This window comes from Enterobacter sp. 302C9 (genome assembly GCF_034106085.1).
GTDB classification, from domain to species: domain Bacteria; phylum Pseudomonadota; class Gammaproteobacteria; order Enterobacterales; family Enterobacteriaceae; genus Enterobacter; species Enterobacter asburiae_B.
This window is the reverse complement of record NZ_JAWNBW010000001.1, coordinates 1015572-1040148: the sequence shown is the minus strand read 5'-3', so window position 1 is coordinate 1040148 and position 24577 is coordinate 1015572. Positions and strand designations below refer to the sequence as shown.

Sequence of the window (24577 nt, the reverse complement as noted above, 5' to 3'; positions counted from 1 at the left end):
CATCAATCACAAAAAATGAGAAGTTAACAAAATGGCAAAAGATTTTTGCCAGAGAAGTAACAATCCGGGGAGTCGGGAGGGAGAAGGCTCTCCCTCCGCGTAAATCAGTGCAGCGCAGCCGTCAGACCGGCCGCAACAATCAGAGCCAGCACAACAACGGTGGTGAACAGCGAAAACTTAAGATCGGAACTCATCAATTTTTCTCCTTTTAATCCCCACACGAAAAGTGAGCTTGCTCATTTTTGCACAGATTACGTCAAAAATCTTCCTGGATTTATACTGATAACCACTTTAGCTCTTCCCCTTTTCATCAAGATAGGACAAAATTCCACGCTAAATTTATTAGCGTACCGGCCATTGACCCCCTCCTGACGTCCCGTGTCGTTTTCCCGGCGTGCCGCAATTCAAGATTGCGAGATAAGGGTGAGAGAAGGCAAACGTTTACCTTCAAGTTTTTCAGGAGCTTAGGATATGGTCTGGAGTGACATTTAATGGCAACAATTAAAGACGTAGCAAAACGCGCAAACGTTTCCACTACAACCGTATCACATGTAATTAACAAAACCCGCTTTGTGGCGGAAGAGACGCGCAACGCCGTCTGGGCAGCGATCAAAGAGCTGCACTATTCGCCAAGCGCGGTTGCGCGTAGCCTCAAGGTTAATCACACCAAGTCCATTGGATTGCTGGCGACCAGCAGTGAAGCGGCCTATTTTGCCGAGATCATTGAAGCGGTCGAAAAGAACTGCTTCCAGAAAGGCTATACCCTGATTCTGGGCAACGCGTGGAACAGCATTGAAAAACAGCGTGCCTACCTGTCGATGATGGCGCAAAAGCGCGTTGATGGCCTGCTGGTGATGTGTTCCGAGTACCCGGAATCCGTGCTGTCGATGCTGGAAGAGTATCGCCATATTCCGATGGTGGTGATGGACTGGGGCGAAGCGCGCGCGGACTTTACCGATTCCGTTATCGATAACGCCTTTGAAGGCGGCTATATGGCCGGTCGTTATCTGATCGAACGCGGTCACCGCGAGATTGGCGTGATCCCCGGTCCGCTGGAGCGCAACACCGGCGCGGGCCGTCTGGCCGGTTTTATGAAAGCGATGGAAGAAGCGTTGATCAACGTGCCGGAAAACTGGATTGTGCAGGGCGACTTTGAGCCGGAATCGGGCTACCGCGCGATGCAGCAGATCGTCTCCCAGCCGCACCGTCCGACCGCCGTGTTCTGCGGGGGCGACATCATGGCCATGGGCGCGCTCTGCGCTGCCGACGAGCTGGGCCTGCGCGTACCGCAGGATATTTCCGTGATCGGCTATGACAACGTGCGTAACGCGCGTTTCTTCACCCCGGCGCTGACCACCATTCACCAGCCGAAAGATTCGCTGGGCGAAACGGCCTTCAATATGCTGATGGACAGGATCGTCAACAAGCGCGAAGAGTCGCAGTCTATTGAAGTTCACCCGCGTCTTATCGAACGCCGTTCCGTTGCGGACGGTCCGTTCCGCGACTACCGTCGTTAATCGCTTTACGGGGCCAGCTATGCTGGCTCCCGTAACCATTCCCGGTTCAGCGTTTCGCTGTCTCCCAGATAATCCAGCAGCCAGGCCATCGCAGGCGAGACGTCATTTTGCTGCCATGTGAGGCAGCAGGCCGCATCCGGGAACGGATTCTCCAGCGTCAGCTCAACCCACTCTCTGGTATCGATGCGCGGACGCGCGAAATGAACGGGCACCATCGCGACGCACAGCCCGGCGCTGAGGCACGTCGCCGACGATTCCCAGTCAGGGGCCACCACCCGCCGCTGGTTGTCCAGAAGCCAGGTAATACGCTTGGGCAATGAACGGGACGTATCCTCCAGCACCAGCGACGGCCAGTTGCGCAGCGTGTCATCGCTGAGCGGCCCTTCCATCGAAGCCAGCGGATGATCGCTTGCCACCACGCATTTCCAGCTCAGCATCCCCATATCGCGAAAGGCGTAACGTCCCCCGACCGGGATCGCCTGCGTCGCCCCAATCGCCATCTCTGCCCTGCCGTCCGCCAGCGCATCCCAGACGCCGTTAAACACCTCCTGCGAGACCCGCAGCTCGACGTCAGAAAAATGACGGTAGAAATCGACGATCATCTGCCGGGTGCGTTCCGGCTTAACGATGTTATCCACCGCGATGGAAAGATGCCCCCGCCAGCCGTTCGCGATCTGCTGACACTGTTCGCGGGTGATCTGCATTTTTTTGATAACAGAACGCCCTTCCTTCAAAAACCACGCGCCTGCGGGCGTTAATTCCACATCACGATGCCGCCGTTCAAACAGCGGAACCGCCAGCCACTCCTCCAGCTGGCGCACCGTGTAGCTTATTGCCGAAGGGACGCGGTGCAGCTCCTGCGCCGCACCGCTGAAGCTGCCGTTACGCGCCACAGCATCGACCACTTCAAGAGAATAATCTGACCACATTTTCTGCCTGCAAAATTTTTGAATGCACCCGCCAAATATTAGCGTTTCACAAGCGGCTTTGCACTCCCTACACTCAGCGCCAATGTATACCTGCCTCCTCAGGAGAATAAAATAATGCAACCCAGGAACGGTTTTTTAGTCTGGCTCGGCGGCTTAAGCGTGCTGGGCTTTTTAGCCACCGATATGTACCTGCCGGCGTTTGCCGCCATGCAGGAAGATTTGCAAACCCCGGCTGCCGCCATCAGCGCCAGCCTGAGTTTATTCCTCGCCGGCTTTGCCTTCGCACAGCTGCTCTGGGGACCGCTCTCGGATCGCTTTGGTCGTAAACCGGTACTGTTGCTGGGCCTGGCCATTTTTGCGGTGGGCTGCCTGGGAATGTTATGGGTACGCGATGCCACCTGGCTGCTGGTGCTGCGGTTTATTCAGGCCGTGGGCGTCTGTGCCGCGGCCGTGACCTGGCAGGCGCTGGTCACCGACTATTACCCGGCTAACCGCACAAACCGTATTTTCGCCACCATTATGCCGCTGGTGGGCCTCTCACCTGCCCTCGCTCCCCTGCTGGGCAGCTGGATCCTCGCGCATTTCGACTGGCAGGCCATTTTCGCCACGCTGTTTGCCATTACCCTGGTCCTGATGCTGCCGGCGTTCGCCCTCAAGCCTGCGCATAAAAAAGAAGCGCATGCAGACGCGAAGCCGATTACCTTCACTTCCCTGCTCAGCGCCAAAGCGTATCGCGGGAATGTCCTGATCTATGCCGCCTGCTCGGCAAGCTTCTTCGCGTGGCTCACCGGCTCGCCGTTCATTCTGCACGATATGGGCTACAGCCCGGCAGCCATCGGCCTGAGCTATGTTCCGCAGACAATCGCGTTCCTGGTAGGCGGGTACGGCTGTCGCGCGGCGCTGCAAAAGTGGGAAGGTCAGCAGATGCTTCCGTGGCTGCTGGTGCTATATGCGCTGAGCGTTATCGGGACCTGGGCCGTTGGCTTTATTCCTGGCGCCGGTCTGGCCGAAATTTTGATTCCATTCTGCGTGATGGCCGTTGCGAACGGGGCGATTTACCCTATCGTTGTAGCCCAGGCGCTGCGTCCCTTCCCGCAGGCAACAGGCCGCGCCGCCGCGCTGCAGAATACCCTGCAGCTGGGGCTGTGCTTCCTGGCAAGCCTGGTTGTATCGGCGCTGATTGCCACGCCGCTCCTGACCACCACCAGCGTGATGCTGGTGACCGTTGCGCTGGCGGTGTTGGGCTATCGCATGCAGGCCTCCGCGCAGCGTGAGCATGAAAAGAGTGCTCAGGTTGAAACGTCACATGCCTGATTGCGTCAGAAATCATGTTAATTTTCAGTGATTAGGTTGCTAAGAATTTTCTATTGAATCACCAAATTTTGAGGCCTATACTAAATTTGGTTCGATTAAATACGATAAATATTAAGTGTTAACGGGAGCCGGAGTGCTCCCGTTTTACCATGGAAGGCATTTCGGCAAGGGTTATCTCCCTTCCTCTGTTCTACGTCGGATACTAGCCTCGCGGTATTTACCGTGAGATTTCTCACAAACCAAAAAAAGCGTCTACGCTGTTTTAAGGTTCTGATCACAGTAGGGTGATGGAGAAGCTATGAGTTCATCGTGTATAGAAGAAGTCAGCGTTCCGGACGATAACTGGTCCCGGATCGTCAGTGAACTGTTAGGTCGAGCAGGCATCACTATCAATGGATCATCGCCATCCGATCCTCAGGTTAAACATCCCGACTTTTTTAAACGCGTGCTGCGAGAGGGATCGTTAGGCCTGGGAGAAAGCTACATGGACGGCTGGTGGGAGTGCGAACGTCTGGATACCTTTTTCGCCAGCGTGCTGCGTGCCGGTCTTGAAAATCAACTCCCTCGCAATCTGAAAGACACCCTGCGCGTCGCCTCTGCCCGACTGTTCAATCTGCAAAGTAAAAAACGCGCGTGGATCGTTGGTAAAGAACACTACGATCTTGGCAACGACCTGTTCAGCCGTATGCTGGACCCTTTCATGCAGTACTCCTGCGCCTACTGGAAAGAGGCGTCGACGCTTGAAGAGGCCCAGCAGGCCAAGCTGCGTCTGATTAGCGAGAAGCTCCAGCTCCAGCCCGGAATGCGCGTGCTGGATATCGGCTGCGGCTGGGGTGGGCTGGCGTATTTTATGGCGAAGCACTATGGCGTCAGCGTCGTCGGCGTCACGATTTCAGCGGAACAGCAAAAAATGGCGCGGGAACGCTGCCAGGGCCTCGATGTGGATATCCGGCTGCAGGATTACCGTGATCTTAACGAACAGTTTGACCGGATCGTTTCCGTCGGCATGTTCGAGCACGTCGGGCCGAAAAACTACGCTACCTATTTTGAGGTGGTGGATCGGAATCTGAAACCGGACGGTATCTTCCTGCTGCACACCATCGGCTCTAAGCGGACCGACAATAACGTCGACCCGTGGATCAACAAATACATCTTTCCGAATGGCTGTTTACCGTCCGTCCGCCAGATTGCCAACGCCAGTGAACCCCATTTCGTGATGGAAGACTGGCATAACTTTGGCGCGGATTACGACACCACGTTGATGGCCTGGCATGCGCGTTTTCAGGAAACCTGGCCTGAGATTGCGGACAACTATTCTGAACGATTCAGGCGGATGTTTAGCTATTATCTGAATGCCTGCGCGGGGGCGTTTCGCGCACGGGATATTCAGCTCTGGCAGGTGGTATTCAGCCGTGGGATTGAACACGGATTACGTGTCGCACGCTAAAAAATAACCCCGGATGCCCGGGGTTATTTTTTATTCTTCTTCTGTGGCGGTCTTTATTATCGCCGCTTCTTTTGCTGCCAGCACGCGCTCAACCGTATCCACTACCGCCTGGGTTTGCGGATCGATTTCAATATTCACGCGATGCCCCAGTTTTTTGGCGCCCAGCGTGGTGCGCTGCAGCGTTTCAGGAATTAAATGCACGCAAAAACGCGTTGGCGTTACTTCACCCACCGTCAGGCTAATCCCGTCAATGCCAATAAATCCTTTATAGAGGATGTATTTCATTAATGAAGGATCCTGCATTTTAAACCAGATTTGACGGTTATTTTCCGAGGTCACGATTTTTGCCACTTCAGCGGTGGTCATGATGTGCCCGGACATCAGGTGGCCGCCAATCTCATCGCTGAACCTCGCCGCCCGCTCAACGTTGACGGTATCTCCCACCGCCAGCTCGCCAAGGTTGGTGATGCGCAGCGTCTCTTTCATTAAATCAAAGCTAATCTGGTTGCCGTTAATTTCGGTAACGGTCAGGCAGCAGCCGTTATGAGCAATCGACGCGCCTGTTTCAATGCCCTCAAGCATATATTCCGGCAGCTCAACAACATGAGTACGGAAATTAGGTTTTTCATCAATGGACACCACTTTGGCGGTGCCCTGCACAATACCAGTAAACATGCTTACAACTCCTGTTTTTTCCGGACGGTGGTGACACCGTTTAATCCCACCACAATAACAGTTGGAAAAAGAGGTTGCCAGCGGAGCGCATTTTCTGGCGATTTTTTCACTAGATAAATAGCTAAAGCCCGCTACAATAGCTGGCACCCCCCTGCATTTTCTTCTTGCTGCCCGTTTCGGCGGCTTTTTTAGTCTCTCAAATAACAACAAAATAAAGGTGTTCACGTGCAGAAGTACATGAATGAAGCGCGCCAGCTATTGGCACTGGCTATACCAGTGATCGTCGCGCAAGTGGCCCAGACCGCAATGGGATTTGTGGATACGGTAATGGCAGGTGGCTATAGCGCCACCGATATGGCGGCCGTTGCTATCGGCACGTCAATCTGGCTTCCGGCCATCCTGTTCGGCCACGGTCTGCTGCTCGCGCTCACGCCGGTTATCGCTCAGCTCAATGGCTCGGGTCGTCGCGAGCGCATTGCCCATCAGGTTCGTCAGGGTTTCTGGCTGGCAGGGTTTGTTTCCGTGCTGATCATGGTCGTGCTCTGGAACGCGGGCCACATCATTCGCGCTATGCATAACATTGACCCGGCACTGGCTGATAAAGCCGTGGGCTATCTGCGCGCCCTGCTCTGGGGTGCGCCCGGCTACCTCTTTTTCCAGGTGGCGCGTAACCAGTGTGAAGGCCTGGCGAAAACCAAGCCCGGAATGGTGATGGGCTTTATCGGTTTGCTGGTCAACATTCCGGTGAACTATGTCTTTATTTACGGTCATTTCGGGATGCCGGAGCTCGGCGGCGTCGGCTGCGGCGTGGCGACAGCAGCCGTTTACTGGGTGATGTTCTTCTCCATGATCGCCTTTGTAAAACGCGCCCGTTCCATGCGCGATATTCGTAACGAGAAAAGATTTAGCACGCCGGACTGGAACATCATGACGCGTCTGGTGCAGTTAGGGTTGCCGATCGCCCTCGCGCTGTTCTTTGAGGTGACCCTGTTTGCCGTAGTCGCCCTGCTGGTCTCCCCGCTGGGCATTGTGAACGTGGCCGGGCACCAGATTGCGCTGAACTTCAGCTCCCTGATGTTCGTCCTGCCGATGTCGCTGGCGGCGGCGGTGACGATTCGCGTCGGCTTCCGCCTGGGCCAGGGCTCAACGCTGGATGCGCAAACGGCCGCCCGGACCGGGCTGGGCGTCGGCGTCTGCATGGCTATCTGTACGGCGCTCTTTACCGTTGCATTACGCGAGCAGATTGCCCTGCTCTATAACGACAACCCGGAAGTGGTCACGCTGGCATCGCACCTGATGCTGCTGGCCGCGATTTACCAGATCTCTGACTCCATCCAGGTGATTGGCAGCGGTGTGCTGCGCGGATATAAAGACACGCGCTCCATCTTCTTTATCACCTTCATCGCCTACTGGGTGCTGGGTCTGCCGTGTGGCTATATCCTGGCGCTTACCGATCTGGTGGTGGATCGCATGGGTCCGGCAGGGTTCTGGATGGGCTTTATCATCGGCCTGACGTCGGCGGCAATTATGATGATGATGCGAATGCGCTTCCTGCAGCGCCAGCCATCAACGGTCATTTTGCAACGCGCGGCACGTTAACGACGCGGTAGCCGCCGCCCGGCGGCTACTTTCTCTTCACTTTGCGCGGTAATGAAGCAATCGCGTGAAATCAGAGAGAAAAATGCATTTTCCCTCTTGCCACCTCGGTGCTGTGCCGCTAATATTCGTCCCCGTTGTCGCCGACAACACGTTGCGTTCATAGCTCAGTTGGTTAGAGCACCACCTTGACATGGTGGGGGTCGTTGGTTCGAGTCCAATTGAACGCACCATTCTGCGTCCGTAGCTCAGTTGGTTAGAGCACCACCTTGACATGGTGGGGGTCGGTGGTTCGAGTCCACTCGGACGCACCATTTCAGTCCTGAAATGGTGCAAATCCTCTTCTGATATCCTGAATTTTCCTAATCCCTTATTTTCATCATTGTTCTCCTGCTACGCTTTTCTTATGGAAAAAAAACAGGAAGACCGTCGATGAAGAAAATCGCGATTATCGGCTCCGGCCCCACAGGGATTTATACTTTTTATCATCTCCTTAAAAACAGTAAGCCGCTCTCCGTTTCCGTTTTCGAACAGGCCGATGAAGCTGGCGTGGGTATGCCCTATAACGACGACGATAACTCACGGCTGATGCTGGCGAACATTGCGAGCATTGAAATCCCGCCCATTTTTATGAACTACCTCGACTGGCTGAAGGATCAGAGCGAAGCTCATCTGGCGCGCTTTAAGGTCGATACAACCCGCCTGCATGACCGGCAGTTCCTGCCCCGGCTTCTGCTGGGCGAGTATTTTCGCGACAGCTTTCGTTCAATCGTGAAAGAGGCCAGAAAGCTGGGGTTTCAGGTTGATGTCCATGAATCCGCCCGGGTCACCGATATCGTGTCCACGAAAGAAGGGGTCACGCTTTCCGTCAACGACAGCGCCTTTCCTGAACGCTTCGACCTTGCGGTTATCGCCACCGGTCACGTCTGGCCAGACGAGGACGAAGCCACGCGCGCGTTCTTCCCAAGCCCGTGGTCCGGTCTGATGGACGCCAGTATCCCTCCCTGCCGCGTCGGTATTATGGGGACATCGTTAAGCGGTCTCGACGCGGCCATGGCGGTAGTGATGCAGCACGGTGAATTTCGTGACGATGAGTTCGTGCTGGATAAAGGCAGCGACGCGTTGAAGATTGTCCTGATGTCCCGGACGGGCATTCTGCCGGAAGCCGATTTTTACTGCCCTATTCCTTATGAACCGCTGTCGGTCTTAACCGAATTTGTGGTTGAAAACGAGATCGCCAAAGGATCGAATGGCCTGCTCGACCGTATATTTACCCTGATGGTGAAAGAGCTTCAGCTCGCTGACCCGACGTGGTGTGAGAAAATATCCCTGCATAAGCAGAATGCGGACAGCATTCGTGAGGCCTGGTTTGAGGATCGTAAACGGCACGGCCCGTTTACCTGGGCGGAAGAGAATCTCAACGAGGTGGAGCGGAACAAACGCGAGCGGCGCACCGTAGCCTGGCGCTATACCGTGCTTCGGCTGCATGAGGTGGTTCAGGAGATTGTTCCCCACCTCAGCGAACGGGACAGAGAGCGCTTTAAGCAAGGCCTCGCCCGCGTATTCATCGACAACTATGCGGCCATTCCTCCGCAGTCTATCCGCAGGCTGCTCGCGCTTCGCGAAGCCGGCATCATCAGCGTGGCGACGCTCGGTGACGATTACACGCTGGACGTTGGCAGCGATCGAACGGTAATCACCACACAAGAGACCGTTTACCGTTTCGACGTGTTTATTGATGCGCGCGGGCAAAAGCCGCTCAAAACGAAAGATCTGCCCTTTCCGACGCTGCGCAAACAGCTGGAAGCCACGGGTGAAGAGATACCGGACGTCGGTGAGGATTACACCTTAAATGCGCCTGACGCCGTTCGCGGGCGCATTGCCTTCGGCGCGATACCGTGGCTGATGCACGATCGTCCCTTCGTTCAGGGGCTGGCGGAGTGTGCAGAGATTGCACAAGCAATGGCGAAGGCGGCGGAAAAACCCGCGTCGGGATCGCGGCGCAGATTACCGTATATTGAGAACTAACAGGGCTTCCATGCCCTGCTGTCGCGGATTACTCGAAGAAGACTTCCGGGTTTTCAGACAGCGAAACGAAGGTTTTCGTCGCTTTATCCAGGGCAAGAATTTTGCCGCTTTCAATGTCGTACACCCAGCCGTGCAGTCGGATGGAGTTATTACGCAGGCCCACCGCGACGGACGGGTGGGTCTTAATGTTGCTCAGCTGCGCAAACACGTTCTCCTGCACCATCGCATTGACTTTATCGATCGGCTTATCCCAGGTTTTCTTCTCTACCACGGCTTTCGCCGCGTCAGAATAGCGCAGCCAGTGTGACACAGCAGGCATCGGCTCCAGGTTCGCGTTATCGGCAATCGCCTTCATCGCGCCACAGTTGGAGTGACCGCAAATCACGATATCCGTGACGCCCAGCGCCACCACGGCGTATTCGATGGTTGCAGACACGCCGCCAGGCTCCGGCCCGAATGGCGGCACGATGTTGCCAGCATTACGAATGACAAAGAGTTGTCCTGGCTCTTGCTGGGTGACCAGTTCCGGGACCAGACGGCTGTCGGAGCATGAGATGAACAGCGCTTTGGGATTCTGGCTGGACGCTAAACTGCGGAAGAGTTCTTTACGTTGCGGGAAAATCTCTTTTTGAAAGCTGAGAAAACCTTCAATGATATGTTGCATAGCAATGTCTCTTTTATCTGTTTTAGTTTAGGCATGATCGAGATCACACTCGTAAAGTTTACCCATCGTGGTTTACTTCAGACAAGCAATATATTTCTGGCCCGACCGCTGAACAATCTCGTCCGCGAAGGCCGGGATGTTCTGCCCTTCAAACGCGCCGTAAAGACGTTCGAAGGTTTTGCCTTCGAGATGATTCACCACCGACGCCACGGCGCGGGCCGGCAGCGGAAGATAATTCGGGTAGCTCCACATAAACGAGACGGCGTCTTTACCCGGCGTGACCTGCAGAATATCGCCCACCAGCAATACCCCATCCCCCTCCTGCCAGTGCAGCACCGTTCCACCGGCAAAATGCCCGCCCAGACGCAGCAAGGTGACCGACGGGAAAATCTCCAGCGCGTCCCCCTCCCAGAAATGAATGGCCGGGCTATCGCGCATGACCCACTCTCTGTCGCTGGCGTGCAGGTAAACCGGCACATCAAACGCCGCAGCCCACTCCTGCATCGTGGTGTAATAGTGCGGATGTGAAATAGCAATCGCGCTGATGCCGCCGAGGGCGGTAATGAGCGTTTTGGTTGCGGGGTCGAGGTTGGCGATGCAGTCCCAGAGGATATTGCCGTAGGCCGTTTGCAGGAGCAGCGCCCGCTGGTTGATCGCAAACGCGGGCACCGTTTTGATCCCGAACAGCCGCGGCTCCAGCTGCTGCCATTTGTTGGTATGGGTGGCGGTGACGGTGTCGAAATCGGTCCATGCCTGGCCCGTGGCGGGCACGTACTGGCGCTCATCCTCGCAAATTGGGCATCTGTCCGGCCGGGCATCGTAGGCGGTTCCGCAGGTTTTACAGAGTGTAATCATGTGCTCTCCTCAGCGATAAAGCACTGAGTATGGCAGGGATTATCCTTATGTGCTGCGAGGTACATTGCTGGCTTTTTTTGCCCTATACTGTGCCAGTATCGAAAACTGAACAGAGCAGGTGCCACATGGAAATTGATCTCGATAACTTAGTCTTTAACGGTCTGGATGAAGCCGAAGAGCGTAATGCGGAACGTCTGGACGATGCAGACAAAAAAGCGCAGGCGATTGTCGCCGACGACGACTGCGGCGACGCCTGCAAAATCTAATAAAAAAGCACCGGGAAACCGGTGCTTTTTTATTTCACTCGTTAAACGTCACGCACACCTCGTTCCAGTACGTTTCGCGCGTGCGGCGCAGTTCAGCGTGACGTTTTATCATGGAACCACTCCGGGTCAATGTTGGCAACGTCGACGCCATACAGGCTGGCGACAGGCAGGATTGACTCAAGAACACGTTGCGCGCTGTTCTCCGCATTCACTGGTCGGGTCGCAAAAAACCGCCGTAACGTGCTGATCCATTTTTTCATCGTCTTACCCTCTCTCGCCGTGTCTGATCTCAGTTAAGCACTCAAATGCCGCGCGGGGGAAATACCAAAATCCACTGTCGATGTGCAGGATCTGCAAATAGCATCCCGCTCTTTTCACTCTTCATTAACACGTTGTTCACTAATGCTTTTTTGCTCATAGCAAAGAACGATTTCTTATTTGGCGATAGCTTTCGCTTATGGGAGCGTAGCGGGGTAAAACAAAAACAACGGGATGGCGAATGACTATGGCAGCAAATATGAAAGGGTTTACCAAACGGACACTGGTTCTGGCATTACTGGCGGCGGGGAGCCTGCTTTCAGCGCAGGCACAGGCCGATCAGCTGGCGGATATTAAGGCCGCAGGGGTGGTGAAAGTGGCCACGTTTGACGCCAACCCGCCGTTTGGCTCTATTGATGCCAAAACGCACGAGATCGTGGGTTATGACGTGGACTTCGCCAAAGCGCTGGCAAAATCGCTCGGCGTGAAGCTTGAACTGGTTGCCACCAATCCGGCTAACCGTATTCCGCTGCTGCAGTCCGGAAAAGCCGACCTGATCGTGGCGGATATTACCATCACCCCGGAACGCGCGCAGGTGATTGACTTCTCGACGCCTTACTTTGTCACCGGCCAGCAGTTCCTGGTGCCGGCTAAATCACCGGACAAGCTTGATGACTACAGCCGGGCGCGGATTGGCGCGGTCAAAGGAACGACGGGCGAGCAGGCGCTGCACCAGCGTTTCCCGCAGTCACGCGTGCTCTCGTATGACGATATTCCGCTGGCGCTGACGGCGCTGCGCAACGGTAACGTACAGGCCATCACCCAGGACAGCACCATTCTGGCCGGTCTGCTGGCGCAGGCGCCGGATAAAGCGAACTTTAAAATCCTGCCCGATCTGCTCAGCAAAGAAGAGATTGGCGTTGGGGTGAAGAAAGGTGAAACGGCGCTGCTGAAGGCCGTTAACGACGAGCTGGTTAATCTCGAGAAGAACGGTCAGGCAGCAAAAATCTACGATGTCTGGTTTGGCCCAAACACGCCTTCCCCACAGCCTCGCGCCTTTAAAATAGAAGCCAGATAATTATGCTCTCAGGTTTATTTTCACACTCCGCGGCCGGTGCCGCGGATTTTTCACATCTGGAACAGGCCAGCGTCGAGTTTCGTCATGTGGACAAACGCTACGGTGACCATCAGGTTTTAAACGACATTAACCTCACCATCACGCCCGGTGAAGTGGTCGCCATCCTCGGCCCTTCGGGTTCCGGTAAATCCACCCTGATTCGTCTCATCAACCAGCTTGAAACCCTGAGCGGCGGGGAGATTCTGGTCGACAACAAGCCTACCGCAAAGCTCTCCGGTACCGGGCTGCGCCAGCTGCGCAGCCGCGTGGGGTTTGTGTTCCAGCAGTTCAATCTTTACGCCCACCTCACCGCCAGCCAGAACATTACCCTGGCGCTGGAGCACGTTCACGGCTGGAAGCCGCAGCCAGCTCAGGAGCGCGCGCTGGCCCTGCTGGAGAAGGTCGGGATGCTGGAAAAAGCCCACCATTTCCCGGCAGAGCTTTCCGGTGGACAGCAGCAGCGCGTCGCGATTGCCCGCGCCCTGGCCTCTTCACCGCAAATCATTCTGTTCGATGAACCCACCTCCGCGCTGGATCCGGAGATGATTGGTGAAGTGCTGTACGTGATGAAAGCCCTCGCCCACAGCGGGATCACGATGATCGTGGTGACCCACGAGATGCAGTTTGCCCGGGAAATTGCCGACCGGATTGTCTTTATCGACGGCGGGCAAATTCTGGAAACGGCGCCGCCGGCACAATTTTTCAGCCAGCCGTCGCATCCGCGCGCGCAGCGGTTCCTGCAGAAGGTGCTCAACCCGCTGCATCAGGAGCATCTGTAATGCCCGCGCTCGACTGGCAGGGGGTACTGACCGGACAGCCTCTGCAGTGGATACTCTCCGGATTCCTCACCACCCTGTGGGTCACGCTTGCCGGGATGCTGCTGGCCAGCCTGCTCGCACTGCTCTTTATGCTCCTGCGCCTTTCCGGCGGACGCCCCGGGAACGCGGTCGTCAGCAGCTGGGTGTCGCTGTTTCGCAATACGCCGCTGCTGGTGCAGCTGCTGTTCTGGTATTTTGCCGCCTGGAACGGGCTACCGCAGGCGTTCCGCGACGCGGTGAACGCGGATCACAGCTGGTCAATTCTGCCCGGCGACGTCTGGTGGTTTACGCCCGAATTTTTATGTTCTGCCTGGGGGTTGGGCGTCTTTACCTCGGCGTTTTTAATCGAAGAGGTGGAATCGGGGTTACGTTCCGTACCTGCCGGACAGCGGGAGGCGGCGCTCGCGCAGGGATTCTCCGCGTGGCGTCTGTTTCGTTACATCCTTCTGCCGCAGGGCCTGGCCAACGCCTGGCAGCCGGTTGTGGGCCAGTACCTTAATCTGATGAAGCTCTCCTCGCTCGCGAGCGGGATTGGCTTTGCCGAGCTGACCTATCAGGTCAGGCAGATCGAGAGCTATAATGCGCACGCGCTGGAGGCGTTTACCCTCGGTACCGCGCTCTATCTGCTGACCGGCCTGGTCATGGGGCTGGTGCTGGTTCGCATCGGGCCTGACGCGAAACGTAAACGCCCAGGCGTCGCCACCACAGGGAGTGAAAAACATGATTGCCGGACTTAACGTCATCACCGATAACCTCGACTATCTGCTGTGGGGACGCGCGGCGACGGGTGAACCGGGGGGCGTATTGCTGTCGTTGATGATGGCGGCCGGGGCCGCCGTCATCGCCCTGCCCGGTGGGATAGTGCTCGCGTGTTTGGCCTGGCGCTTTACCGGGCTCGTGCGAAAGGCCCTCTTTTTATGGGCAGAGCTGATCCGCGGTATCCCGCTCATCTTCGTGATTTTCTGGATGTGGTATCTGCTGCCGCTTATGACCGGGGGCGATCTGCCGGGAGCGCTGACCGTCACGCTGGCCCTGGCCTGGTTTACCGCGGCAACGGTGATGCACTCGGTGCTGGCCGGGCTTAACGCGCTACCGTCCGGACAATATGAGGCCGCACTGTCACAGGGATTCAGCACGCAGCAAACCCTCCTGCGCGTGCTGCTGCCGCAGGCGCTGAGGAATATTCTGCCGTCGCTGGTGGGGATTTTTATCAGCCTGCTGAAGGATACGTCGCTGGCGTTTATCGTGAACGTACCGGAACTGACCACGGTGGCGGGACAGGTCAACAACCGGGTGCAAATCTACCCGGCGGCCATTTTTATCTTTACGGGCGTGGTCTACTACCTGCTCTGCTGCTCGCTCGAACAGCTTGCGAAACGCTGGCGCATTACCCGGCCAGCGCTTTAACCACCGTTTCCATCGCTTCGGTTGTCAGTTCACTGCGCTTAACGCGCTGGTTCGCCAGCGCGGTACGCAGGACTCCGGCAATGACAATATGCTTTGGCTCCTGCCCTAAATCACGCATCTCAAGCACCACCTTCCCGACCACCCGGCACATCTCCTGGTACAGCGCTTCATCTTTGGTCACGTTACCCATCGTCATCACTCCATTGCCTGTTAAACGTTGAGCTTAAATGATTCTCCTGCCGGATACAAAAAAGAAGCCCGGCGAGAGACTCACCGGGCTTCATCTGTAAAATCAGTAAATTAGTTGTTTACTGGGATGACCGCGCCTTTGTACTTGGTGCGGATCCAGTCCTGAATCTCTTTCGAGTGCAGCACGTTCACCAGCGCAACGATATCTTTCTTCTTCTCGTCACCGCGATGCACGGTAATGATGTTGGCGTACGGGTTGTTTTCACCGCTCTCTACCGCAATCGGGTCGTGAACCGGATCCAGACCGGCGTCAATCGCGTAGTTGGCGTTAATCACCACCGCATCGCCTTCGTTGTTGTTGTACATCTGCGGCAGCAGAGAGGCTTCCACGTTCGGGGTGAACTTCAGCTTTTTCGGGTTCTCAACGATGTCGCTGATGCGCGCGGTCACTTTGTCGATGCCCGGCTTCAGCTTGATCACGCCCTCTTTCTCGAAGATGGAGAGAATACGCCCCTCTTCAGAAACCGCGTCACGCATGATGATCTTGCCACCTTCCGGCAGGTCTTTCAGCGACTTGTATTTTTTGGAGTAGATGCCGATTGGCTCAATGTGGATCGCGCCCGCACTGACGAAATCGTAGTCTTTATCGCCCGCATGATCCTTAAGCACGCTGTTCAGGTAAGGAATGTGCTGGAAATAGTTCGCGTCGATGTCATGACCCGCCAGCGCGGTGTTCGGCAGAATGTAGTCCTGGAACGGTTTAATCTCCAGGTCGATACCCTGCTTCGCCAGAATCGGCTTAGCCTGCTCCAGAATTTCGGCGTGCGGCGTGTTGGATGCGCCCACGGTCAGGGTGTCGGCCCAGGAGGCGAAGCTCAGGGCACTCAGGGTTGCGGCGGCGATCAGTGTCAGTGTTTTTTTCATGATGTGGTTCCTGTGTGTATTTATTAGCGTTTATCTAACAATGAAGTAATGACATCGCCGCAGAACTGGATAATGAAAACGATGATCAGAATGGTCACCGTTGCCACCAGCGTGACGTCACCATGGTTGCGCTGGAATCCTTCCAGATAAGCCAGATTTCCCAAACCGCCGGCGCCAATCACCCCCGCCATTGCGCTGTAGCTCACCAGCGCAATGAGCGTCACCGTAATACCCGATACCAGTGCGGGTGATGATTCCGGCAGTAAAACCCGAAACACTAACGTGCTCAGTCGTGCGCCCATCGAGCGCGTTGCTTCGATGACGCCTTTATCCACTTCACGCAGGGCGATCTCCACCAGGCGTGCGTAGAACGGTGCCGCGCCCACAATCAGCGCCGGCAGCGCCGCGTTGGCGCCAAGAATGGTGCCGACGACGGTCTTGGTGAACGGGATCAGTAGGACAATCAAAATGATGAACGGAATAGAGCGGAACACGTTCACCACAATCGAAATCACGCTGTAGACCGTGCGGTTGTGGAACAGCCCGCCGCGCGCGGTTAAAAACAGCGCCAGCCCCAGCACGATGCCCAGCACAAACGTCGCCACGCCGGACAGCGCGGTCATGTACAGCGTCTCCAGCGTCGCCGCCCAGAGCTGATCCCACTTGAGATGCGGAAAGAGATTCTCAGCCATGTTTAATCACCTCGCCTTCAATATCGCTGTGCTGCAGGTCGGCGAGGATATTGTTCAGTTGTTCATCGGATGCCACGACATGTACCCAGAGCTGACCAAACACCCCGTGGGCGGTTTGCGTCATTTTCCCGTGCAGGATGTTAAACGGCAGGCCGTAGCGCAGGGTCAGTTCACCCACAATCGGCTTATGGGTGCTGTGCCCGGTAAAGGTCAGCCTGATGACCGTGCCTTCCAGATCGTTTGCCAGTTCGGTATTGAAGGTTTCCTCCTCAGCGTACTGGCTCACCTGGCGGACAAACTGCTGCGTAATCGGCTGCTGCGGATGGGTAAAGACGCTCAGCACGTCGCCTTCTTCAACCACTTTACCGTTCTCCATCACCGCCACGCGGTCGCAGATTTTGCGGACTACGTGCATCTCGTGGGTGATCAGCACGATGGTCAGCCTGAAGCGGCGGTTAATATCCAGCAGCAGATCGAGGATCTGATCGGTGGTCTGCGGGTCGAGCGCGGACGTGGCTTCATCGCAGAGCAGCACGTCAGGGCTGTTAGCCAAAGCGCGCGCAATACCCACGCGCTGCTTTTGCCCGCCGCTCAGCTGGGACGGGTACGCATTCTCGCGCCCCTTCAGGCCGACCAGATCCACCAGCTCGGCGACGCGCGCCTTGATGCTGGCTTTTGGCACACCGGCGATTTGCATCGAGAAAGCGATATTCTCGCTCACCGTGCGCGACCACAGCAGGTTGAAGTGCTGGAACACCATGCTGATTTTCAGGCGCGCCTGGCGCAGCGCTTCACCCTTTGCCGCAGAGATATCCTGCCCGTTAATGGTCACGCTTCCGGCGCTGGGTTTTTCCAGACCGTTCAGCAGACGAATCAGCGTGCTTTTCCCGGCTCCGCTGTAGCCAATAATTCCGTAAATCTGTCCCTGCTCTATCGTCAAATTGACGTTATCAACGGCAGTCAGCGCGACCTTTCCGTTGTCAAAAACCTTCGAAATATTCCTGAGTACGATCATTCTTATTCTTTATCCGTTTCGCGCATGGCTGTTTAGCAGTATGGATGTCCAAACGATAGTAAACAGGCGTTATCAGCTTTCAAATGAACAAAAAAGAATTTGTTATAACTTTCGGAAATAAACAGCGGATTTACAGGGTGGGAAGCATTTAGATCAATTTCAGCAATGATTATCTGCCGGATGCATATCTGCTGGCAGATGCCCGCTAAAAACGCTCATTTTTTCAGCATTTCCTGCCGGTATAGCCATCCTCACATCCAGACAACTTTACGTCTTGCTGTCCTGACATCCAAAAATGGCATTTATATTCTTTTCTGTTCTAAAGAGCAGTGAATGGTTCTTTATTGCGAAAATTTCGCCGCTCTATCATCCCGTCATGACATCCAGAAAGGAAAACATCATGACGATTTACCACTCCGTCACCGAACTGATTGGCCGTACCCCGCTTATCCAGCTGCACAAGCTTGATACCGGCCCCTGCTCGCTGTTCCTGAAGCTGGAAAACCAGAATCCGGGCGGCTCTATTAAGGATCGCGTTGCGCTGTCGATGATTAACGAAGCGGAGCGTACCGGCCAGCTGCAGCCGGGCGGCACGATTATTGAGGCGACGGCGGGGAATACCGGTCTCGGCCTGGCCCTGATTGCCGCCCAGAAAGGCTACTCGCTGATCCTGGTGGTGCCGGACAAAATGAGCCTCGAGAAGATTTTCCACCTGCGCGCGCTGGGTGCCCAGGTGGTGCTGACCCGCTCCGACGTTAACAAGGGCCACCCCGCCTATTACCAGGATTACGCCCAGCGCCTGGCCAACGAGCTGCCCGGCGCGTTTTACATCGACCAGTTCAATAATGAGGCCAACCCGCTGGCGCACCGCACCACCACGGCACCGGAACTGTACGAGCAGCTTGACGGGCGGATCGACGCCATCGTGGTGGGCGTCGGCTCAGGCGGTACGCTGGGCGGCCTGCAGGCGTGGTTCGCCGAGCACTCTCCGCACACGGAGTTTGTCCTGGCAGACCCGGCAGGATCGGTTCTGGCCGACCAGGTGGAAACTGGACGCTATCACGACGCGGGCTCCTGGCTGGTTGAAGGTATTGGCGAAGACTTTATTCCGCCGCTGGCCCACATTGAAGGGGTGAATCGCGCCTGGCGCATCACCGACCGCGAGGCCTTCACCACCGCGCGCGATCTGCTGAAAACGGAAGGCATTCTGGCGGGCTCCTCCAGCGGCACGCTGCTGGCGGCCGCGCTGAAGTATTGCCAGGCGCAGACCGCGCCGAAACGCGTGGTGACCTTCGCCTGCGACAGCGGCAATAAGTATCTCTCGAAGATGTTCAACGATGACTGGATGCGTCAACAAGGGCTCATCACGCGCCCTCAGGCCGGCGATCTCTCTGACTACATCGCCCTGCGCCACGATGAAGGCGCCACCGTAACCGCCGCCCCGGATGACACGCTTTCCACCGTACTGGCACGCATGCGCCTGTATGACATCTCCCAGCTGCCGGTGCTGGAGAACGGCAAGGTGGTGGGCATTATCGACGAGTGGGATCTCCTGCGGCATATCGGCGGCGACGGCGACCGCTTCGCGCTTCCGGTGACGGCAGCCATGACGCGTCAGGTGGAGTTTCTTGATAAACACGCCCCGGAAAGCGCCCTGAACGCCATCTTCGACCGCGGTCTGGTGGCCGTCATTAATGACAACGACCGTTTTCTCGGTCTGATTACGCGCAGCGACGTTCTGACCGCCTGGCGCAACCGTCTACAGCAATAAAGGAATCGATGATGAAAAACCTGGCTACCCTGAGCGTACACAGCGGCGAGTTTAACGACCAGCACGGCGCAGTCATGCCGCCGATTTACGCCACCTCGACGTTTGCGCAACCGTCACCCGGCGAGCATACCGGCTATGAATATTCCCGCAGCGGCAACCCTACCCGCCATGCGCTGGAAACCGCCATCGCCGAACTGGAAGGCGGCACGCGCGGCTACGCCTTCGCCTCCGGTCTGGCGGCCATCTCCACGGTGCTCGAACTGCTGGATAAAGACAGCCATATTGTCGCCATTGATGACGTTTACGGCGGGACGTACCGCCTGATTGAAAACGTGCGCAAGCGCAGCACCGGCCTGCAGGTCAGCTGGGTTAAACCGGACGACTTAGCCGGTCTCGAGGGCGCCATCCGCCCGGATACCCGCATGGTGTGGGTCGAAACGCCAACCAACCCGCTGCTGAAGCTGGCGGATCTGGCTGCCATTGCGGCGATCGCCCGCCGTCATAACGTCATCAGCGTGGCGGATAACACCTTCGCGTCACCGGTGATCCACCGTCCGCTGGAGTCGGGTTTCGATATCGTGGTGCACTCCGCCACCAAATACCTGAACGGCCACTCTGACGTGGTGGCCGGGCTGGCGATTGTCGGGGACAACAGGGAACTGGCGGATAAGCTGGGCTATCTGCAAAACGCGGTGGGCGGAGTACTGGATCCGTTCAGCAGCTTCCTGACGCTGCGCGGTATTCGCACGCTTGCTTTGAGGGTAGAAAAGCACAGCACCAACGCGCTGGCGATTGCGCAATGGCTGGAGCAGCATCCTCTGGTCGAAAAGGTGTTCTATCCCGGCCTGGAATCGCATCCGCAATATCAACTTGCCCGCACGCAGATGGCCCTTCCCGGCGGGATGATTTCCGTGGTGGTAAAAGGCGATGCGCAACGCGCCACCGAGGTAATTCGCAACCTGAAGCTGTTCACCCTCGCGGAAAGCCTCGGCGGTGTGGAAAGTCTGGTGAGCCAGCCCTACAGCATGACCCACGCCTCGATTCCGCTGGAGCAACGCCTGGCAAACGGCATTGTGCCGCAGCTGATCCGTCTGTCAGTCGGGATTGAAGATCCGAAAGACCTGATTGCCGACCTCAGCCAGGCGCTGCAAAAATAAGCAAAACGCGGCAGGTCAATCACCTGCCGCCATAAGTTGTCATCATGGCTTAACGCCTTGATAACAATATTATGTGAAACTGCACAGATTATTTCTGAAACACCGTTTCCATTTTCCTTTTATCTTAAAATCAGCGTATAATGCGCGCCTAATCCCTGGTGAATGGTTTCAGCGCTTGGAATACAAAAAACAACGTACAACTTCTCCTCTCCTTCGTTGGGCTGTCACTCAGGCACACTTTCTTCTGCACGCTCATTTGATGTCTCCTATCCTTAGTGCGTGTCATATACTCTTTTGCAACACAGGTTTGACTCCGCGGCGGTGCGCCCCCGGAGCGAGATTTCCATATCCTTCCCAACTTAAAGACTAAGACTGTCATGAAAAAGACGAAAATTGTTTGTACTATCGGCCCGAAAACCGAATCTGAAGAGATGCTGACCAAAATGCTGGACGCCGGCATGAACGTGATGCGTCTGAACTTCTCCCACGGTGATTACGCAGAACACGGTCAGCGTATCCAGAACTTGCGCAACGTAATGAGCAAGACCGGTAAAAAAGCTGCGATCCTGCTGGATACCAAAGGTCCAGAAATCCGCACCATCAAACTGGAAGGCGGTAACGACGTCTCTCTGAAAGCGGGCCAGACCTTCACCTTCACCACCGACAAATCCGTTGTCGGCAACAGCGAAATCGTTGCAGTGACCTACGAAGGATTCACCAACGACCTGTCCGTCGGTAACACCGTGCTCGTAGACGATGGTCTGATCGGTATGGAAGTGACCGCCATCGAAGGCAACAAGGTTATCTGTAAAGTGCTGAACAACGGCGACCTGGGCGAAAACAAAGGCGTTAACCTGCCGGGCGTCTCTATCGCACTGCCAGCACTGGCCGAAAAAGACAAACAGGACCTGATCTTCGGTTGCGAACAAGGCGTTGACTTTGTTGCGGCCTCCTTCATCCGTAAGCGTTCTGACGTGGTTGAAATTCGTGAGCACCTGAAAGCGCACGGCGGCGAGAAGATCCAGATCATCTCCAAAATTGAAAACCAGGAAGGCCTGAACAACTTCGACGAAATCCTCGAAGCGTCTGACGGCATCATGGTTGCACGTGGCGACCTGGGCGTAGAAATCCCGGTTGAAGAAGTGATCTTCGCGCAGAAGATGATGATCGAGAAATGCGTTCGCGCGCGCAAAGTGGTTATCACCGCAACGCAGATGCTGGACTCCATGATCAAAAACCCACGCCCAACCCGCGCAGAAGCAGGCGACGTGGCTAACGCCATCCTCGACGGTACTGATGCCGTTATGCTGTCTGGCGAATCCGCAAAAGGTAAATATCCGCTGGAAGCGGTGTCCATCATGGCCACCATCTGCGAACGTACCGACCGCGTAATGAAAAGCCGTCTGGACTACAACAACGACAGCCGCAAGCTGCGCATCACCGAAGCGGTATGCCGCGGTGCAGTAGAAACGGCTGAGAAGCTGGAAGCGCCGCTGATCGTGGTTGCCACCCAGGGCGGTAAATCAGCTCGCGCGGTGCGTAAATACTTCCCGGATGCGACTATCCTGGCACTGACCACCAACGAAACCACGGCTCGTCAGCTGGTGCTGAGCAAAGGCGTGATCCCTCACCTGGTGAAAGAGATCGCGTCTACGGATGATTTCTACCGTCTGGGTAAAGAAGTGGCTCTGGAGCTGGTTGATCGTGGTCTGGCACAGAAAGGTGACGTTGTGGTCATGGTTTCTGGCGCGCTGGTACCAAGCGGAACCACCAATACCGCATCTGTTCACGTGCTGTAATAATTCCCGAACGAATTAATTTTGATAAAAAGCGCCCTCCGGGCGCTTTTTTTATTCCTGGCATTAGCTAAAGTCATTCAAATTGCAAATCGGGTTTTTCTATTTAATTGCGAATTATCTAAGATGAATCCGATGATAAATGCCTTTTTTTACATAGATTTTTGCTCAAAAAGGGCCGATTCGATGCTTCTTTGAGCGAACGATCAAAAATAGGTGTATTCCCATCAAAAAAATATTCTCAACCCAAAAAACTTTGTGTAATACTTGTAACGCTACATGGAGATTAACTCAATCTAGAGGGTATTAATAATGAATCGTACTAAACTGGTACTGGGCGCGGTAATCCTGGGTTCTACTCTGCTGGCTGGTTGCTCCAGCAACGCTAAAATCGATCAGCTGTCTTCTGACGTTCAGACTCTGAACGCTAAAGTTGACCAGCTGAGCAACGACGTGAACGCAATCCGTTCCGACGTTCAGGCTGCTAAAGACGACGCAGCTCGCGCTAACCAGCGTCTGGACAACCAGGCTACTAAATACCGTAAGTAATAGTACCTGTTAATAAAATGGCGCACATTGTGCGCCATTTTTTTTGCCTGCGTCAAACGGCTACTGCGTCACCTTCTCCCCTTCATCTTCCGCTACCGCAGCGGACACCCGACTGTTCTGCACCGATAACACGCTATTGCTGGCCGACGGGCCGCTCCCTGACGACACGATAACCGGGATCCCGGCGCGGCGCGACAGGGCTTTCTCAATCAGTGCCTTATCGCTTCCCGCCTGAGAAACAAAGGTCGCAAAGTCGGCGGAGTGGGTAATGGGCGAGACCTGCGGGTTTTCTCCCTCAGCCTGCGCCAGCGGGCGGTGGACTTCAATATAGCGTTTACCATCCGGCTCCACGGAGAACTTCACGGGTTCATTGATAATCTGTACCCGCGTGCCAACCCGCACCTGTTCAAACAGGGCTTTAATGTCCGGGGCGTTCATCCGCATACAGCCGGAGCTGACGCGCAGGCCAACGCTGTCCGGCGCGCTGGTGCCGTGGATGAGATATTCCCCGTTGCCCACGCCTAAACGCAGTGCGAAGCGTCCCAGCGGGTTATTTGGCCCGGCAGGTACCACCGGCGGTAATTTAATTCCCTGCTCAAGAGAGCGTGCTCTGATGCCCGGCGTGGGCGTCCAGGTGGGATTCGGGATTTTCTGGCTTACGCGCGTGGTCGTGACCGGTGTTTCCAGCCCCAGCTGTCCGATGCCGAGCGGGAAGACCTGAACGATGTTTTCTCCCGGCGGGAAGTAGTAGAGCCGCAGCTCAGCGAGGTTCACCACAATCCCCTCGCGCGGCGTGTCCGGCAGCAGCATCTGCGACGGGATGGTAATGACGGTTCCCGGCGCCGGGTTGACTGGCGCAATGGTATTGTTCGTTTCCAGAATCACCTGCGCCGCGGTATTAAACCGGCGGGCGATGGTCTGCAGCTTATTATCCCCTTCCTGTATCGTGTAGGTTTGATTTTGCCCAATCAGGCGACTGCCTGCGGGCGGCAACGGATAGTCCATCGCGCGGGCCGAATTAAGTGCGCCGAGCGAACTGAGGAGTAATAGAGTTATGAGAGACGCGCGCTTCATGCTGAGATTCCTTATTCACTGGCAGGACGCCAGAAAGCTGAAAAACCAGCGAGGCGGGAACCACCTCGCGAAACAGAATGAATGCTGTTCTGTAAGTCTAGCTAAGGATTGCAGCTTTGGCGCGGATCGCGCGAATCATCGCTTCCAGCCCCTGGGAACGAGACGGGGTGAGGTGTTGTGTGAGGGCCATTTTTTCAAACCACGGGCGGACATCGAACGCGACAATATCCTGCGCCGACATCCGGTGATAAAGAATAAAGACGACCGCAATAAGCCCTTTTACAATGGCCGCATCGCTGTCGCCGTGCAGTGCTATCGTGCCGTCGTCAGACTGTTCCATCACAATCCACACCTGGCTCTGACAGCCCTGAATAATATTTTCCGGGTTATGCGCCTCTTCACCGAGCGGCGGCAGACGCTGCCCCAGCTCGATGATATACAGGTACTTCTCTTCCCAGTTTGCGCAACGCCCAAAGTTGCGCAGCAATTTGTCTCTGTCCGGCAGTTCTGCCATCTTTC

General features: G+C 55.9%; 26 protein-coding genes and 2 tRNA genes. 16 read left to right on the top strand and 12 right to left on the bottom strand.

Annotated features, from left to right (window positions below):
- Positions 1-104 precede the first annotated feature (104 nt).
- Positions 105-194, bottom strand: coding sequence for a YnhF family membrane protein (locus tag UR289_RS05090; RefSeq protein WP_008500596.1), 90 nt, complete (start codon positions 192-194; stop codon positions 105-107).
- 297 nt (positions 195-491) lie between these two features.
- Here UR289_RS05090 and purR point away from each other — a divergent pair, with 297 nt between their 5' ends.
- Positions 492-1517, top strand: a complete 1026-nt coding sequence (gene purR / locus UR289_RS05085) for an HTH-type transcriptional repressor PurR (protein ID WP_023335431.1) — start codon at positions 492-494, stop codon at positions 1515-1517.
- 17 nt (positions 1518-1534) lie between these two features.
- Here the strand turns inward: purR and punR are convergent, their stop codons facing one another.
- Positions 1535-2446: a DNA-binding transcriptional activator PunR gene (gene punR / locus UR289_RS05080; RefSeq protein WP_320709260.1), complete on the bottom strand. Its 912-nt coding sequence runs from the start codon at positions 2444-2446 to the stop codon at positions 1535-1537.
- Between the two features lie 114 nt (positions 2447-2560).
- Between punR and punC the strand changes: the two genes are divergently transcribed.
- Positions 2561-3760: a purine nucleoside transporter PunC gene (punC, locus tag UR289_RS05075; RefSeq protein ID WP_045887802.1), complete on the top strand. Its 1200-nt coding sequence runs from the start codon at positions 2561-2563 to the stop codon at positions 3758-3760.
- 298 nt (positions 3761-4058) lie between these two features.
- Complete coding sequence (gene cfa, locus UR289_RS05070; protein ID WP_023335428.1) at positions 4059-5207, top strand: cyclopropane fatty acyl phospholipid synthase; 1149 nt, start codon at positions 4059-4061, stop codon at positions 5205-5207.
- A 30-nt stretch (positions 5208-5237) separates the two neighbouring features.
- Here the strand turns inward: cfa and UR289_RS05065 are convergent, their stop codons facing one another.
- Positions 5238-5882, bottom strand: coding sequence for a riboflavin synthase subunit alpha (locus UR289_RS05065; protein WP_320709259.1), 645 nt, complete (start codon positions 5880-5882; stop codon positions 5238-5240).
- Between the two features lie 225 nt (positions 5883-6107).
- Between UR289_RS05065 and mdtK the strand changes: the two genes are divergently transcribed.
- The 4 genes from mdtK to UR289_RS05045 all read left to right on the top strand — a co-directional run bounded on the left by mdtK (position 6108) and on the right by UR289_RS05045 (position 9506).
- Positions 6108-7481, top strand: a complete 1374-nt coding sequence (gene mdtK / locus UR289_RS05060; protein ID WP_320709257.1) for an MdtK family multidrug efflux MATE transporter — start codon at positions 6108-6110, stop codon at positions 7479-7481.
- A 153-nt stretch (positions 7482-7634) separates the two neighbouring features.
- A tRNA-Val gene (locus UR289_RS05055) sits at positions 7635-7711 on the top strand.
- A 4-nt stretch (positions 7712-7715) separates the two neighbouring features.
- Positions 7716-7792, top strand: a tRNA-Val gene (locus UR289_RS05050).
- A 118-nt stretch (positions 7793-7910) separates the two neighbouring features.
- A complete protein-coding gene (locus UR289_RS05045) occupies positions 7911-9506 on the top strand; it encodes an FAD-NAD(P)-binding protein (protein WP_320709256.1) in 1596 nt (531 codons plus the stop codon).
- Between the two features lie 28 nt (positions 9507-9534).
- Here UR289_RS05045 and UR289_RS05040 read toward each other — a convergent pair whose 3' ends face one another.
- Both UR289_RS05040 and UR289_RS05035 read right to left on the bottom strand, forming a co-directional pair.
- Complete coding sequence (locus UR289_RS05040; RefSeq protein ID WP_023311344.1) at positions 9535-10170, bottom strand: carbonic anhydrase; 636 nt, start codon at positions 10168-10170, stop codon at positions 9535-9537.
- Between the two features lie 72 nt (positions 10171-10242).
- The gene (locus tag UR289_RS05035) at positions 10243-11025 is read right to left on the bottom strand and encodes an MBL fold metallo-hydrolase (protein WP_320709255.1); all 783 of its coding nucleotides are present in this window, start codon (positions 11023-11025) and stop codon (positions 10243-10245) included.
- A 125-nt stretch (positions 11026-11150) separates the two neighbouring features.
- Here UR289_RS05035 and UR289_RS05030 point away from each other — a divergent pair, with 125 nt between their 5' ends.
- On the top strand, positions 11151-11291 hold the full coding sequence (locus tag UR289_RS05030) for a hypothetical protein (protein ID WP_003857665.1): 141 nt from the start codon (positions 11151-11153) through the stop codon (positions 11289-11291).
- 92 nt (positions 11292-11383) lie between these two features.
- Here the strand turns inward: UR289_RS05030 and UR289_RS05025 are convergent, their stop codons facing one another.
- Complete coding sequence (locus tag UR289_RS05025; RefSeq protein ID WP_014831607.1) at positions 11384-11551, bottom strand: hypothetical protein; 168 nt, start codon at positions 11549-11551, stop codon at positions 11384-11386.
- A 257-nt stretch (positions 11552-11808) separates the two neighbouring features.
- On the opposite strand from UR289_RS05025, the gene UR289_RS05020 reads away from it, so the two are divergent.
- The 4 genes from UR289_RS05020 to UR289_RS05005 are packed head-to-tail and all read left to right on the top strand — an operon-like array spanning position 11809 to position 14891.
- Positions 11809-12627, top strand: coding sequence for an ABC transporter substrate-binding protein (locus UR289_RS05020; RefSeq protein ID WP_069303906.1), 819 nt, complete (start codon positions 11809-11811; stop codon positions 12625-12627).
- 2 nt (positions 12628-12629) lie between these two features.
- Complete coding sequence (locus UR289_RS05015; RefSeq protein ID WP_039262344.1) at positions 12630-13445, top strand: amino acid ABC transporter ATP-binding protein; 816 nt, start codon at positions 12630-12632, stop codon at positions 13443-13445.
- The gene (locus UR289_RS05010) at positions 13445-14221 is read left to right on the top strand and encodes an amino acid ABC transporter permease (protein WP_039262345.1); all 777 of its coding nucleotides are present in this window, start codon (positions 13445-13447) and stop codon (positions 14219-14221) included. Before UR289_RS05015 ends, UR289_RS05010 begins: the two co-directional genes overlap by 1 nt.
- Positions 14205-14891 (top strand): amino acid ABC transporter permease, encoded by a 687-nt coding sequence (locus tag UR289_RS05005; protein ID WP_032657777.1) that lies wholly within the window; start codon positions 14205-14207, stop codon positions 14889-14891. The genes UR289_RS05010 and UR289_RS05005 overlap by 17 nt, the downstream gene beginning before the upstream one ends.
- Here UR289_RS05005 and fumD read toward each other — a convergent pair.
- The 4 genes from fumD to UR289_RS04985 form a co-directional block, all read right to left on the bottom strand.
- Positions 14872-15081, bottom strand: coding sequence for a fumarate hydratase FumD (gene fumD, locus UR289_RS05000; RefSeq protein ID WP_008500615.1), 210 nt, complete (start codon positions 15079-15081; stop codon positions 14872-14874). The genes UR289_RS05005 and fumD overlap by 20 nt on opposite strands.
- A 110-nt stretch (positions 15082-15191) precedes the next feature.
- Positions 15192-16004 carry a MetQ/NlpA family ABC transporter substrate-binding protein gene (locus UR289_RS04995; RefSeq protein ID WP_008500616.1) on the bottom strand — a complete coding sequence of 271 codons (813 nt, stop codon included), beginning with the start codon at positions 16002-16004 and terminating at the stop codon, positions 15192-15194.
- A 23-nt stretch (positions 16005-16027) separates the two neighbouring features.
- Positions 16028-16696, bottom strand: coding sequence for a methionine ABC transporter permease (locus UR289_RS04990; protein ID WP_008500617.1), 669 nt, complete (start codon positions 16694-16696; stop codon positions 16028-16030).
- Positions 16689-17711 (bottom strand): methionine ABC transporter ATP-binding protein, encoded by a 1023-nt coding sequence (locus UR289_RS04985; protein WP_048977436.1) that lies wholly within the window; start codon positions 17709-17711, stop codon positions 16689-16691. The genes UR289_RS04990 and UR289_RS04985 overlap by 8 nt, the downstream gene beginning before the upstream one ends.
- A gap of 400 nt (positions 17712-18111) precedes the next feature.
- Here UR289_RS04985 and UR289_RS04980 point away from each other — a divergent pair, with 400 nt between their 5' ends.
- The 4 genes from UR289_RS04980 (at position 18112) to lpp (ending at position 22984) form a co-directional block, all read left to right on the top strand.
- Positions 18112-19482, top strand: coding sequence for a cystathionine beta-synthase (locus UR289_RS04980; protein WP_320709253.1), 1371 nt, complete (start codon positions 18112-18114; stop codon positions 19480-19482).
- Positions 19483-19493: 11 nt separating this feature from the next.
- On the top strand, positions 19494-20639 hold the full coding sequence (locus UR289_RS04975; RefSeq protein ID WP_087822427.1) for a trans-sulfuration enzyme family protein: 1146 nt from the start codon (positions 19494-19496) through the stop codon (positions 20637-20639).
- 377 nt (positions 20640-21016) lie between these two features.
- On the top strand, positions 21017-22438 hold the full coding sequence (pykF, locus tag UR289_RS04970; protein ID WP_029739779.1) for a pyruvate kinase PykF: 1422 nt from the start codon (positions 21017-21019) through the stop codon (positions 22436-22438).
- Between the two features lie 309 nt (positions 22439-22747).
- Positions 22748-22984, top strand: coding sequence for a murein lipoprotein Lpp (gene lpp / locus UR289_RS04965; protein WP_010430241.1), 237 nt, complete (start codon positions 22748-22750; stop codon positions 22982-22984).
- Positions 22985-23044: 60 nt separating this feature from the next.
- Here the strand turns inward: lpp and ldtE are convergent, their stop codons facing one another.
- Positions 23045-24058, bottom strand: a complete 1014-nt coding sequence (gene ldtE, locus UR289_RS04960) for a L,D-transpeptidase LdtE (protein ID WP_033145307.1) — start codon at positions 24056-24058, stop codon at positions 23045-23047.
- Between the two features lie 97 nt (positions 24059-24155).
- A complete protein-coding gene (sufE, locus tag UR289_RS04955; RefSeq protein WP_028012869.1) occupies positions 24156-24572 on the bottom strand; it encodes a cysteine desulfuration protein SufE in 417 nt (138 codons plus the stop codon).
- Positions 24573-24577 lie beyond the last annotated feature (5 nt).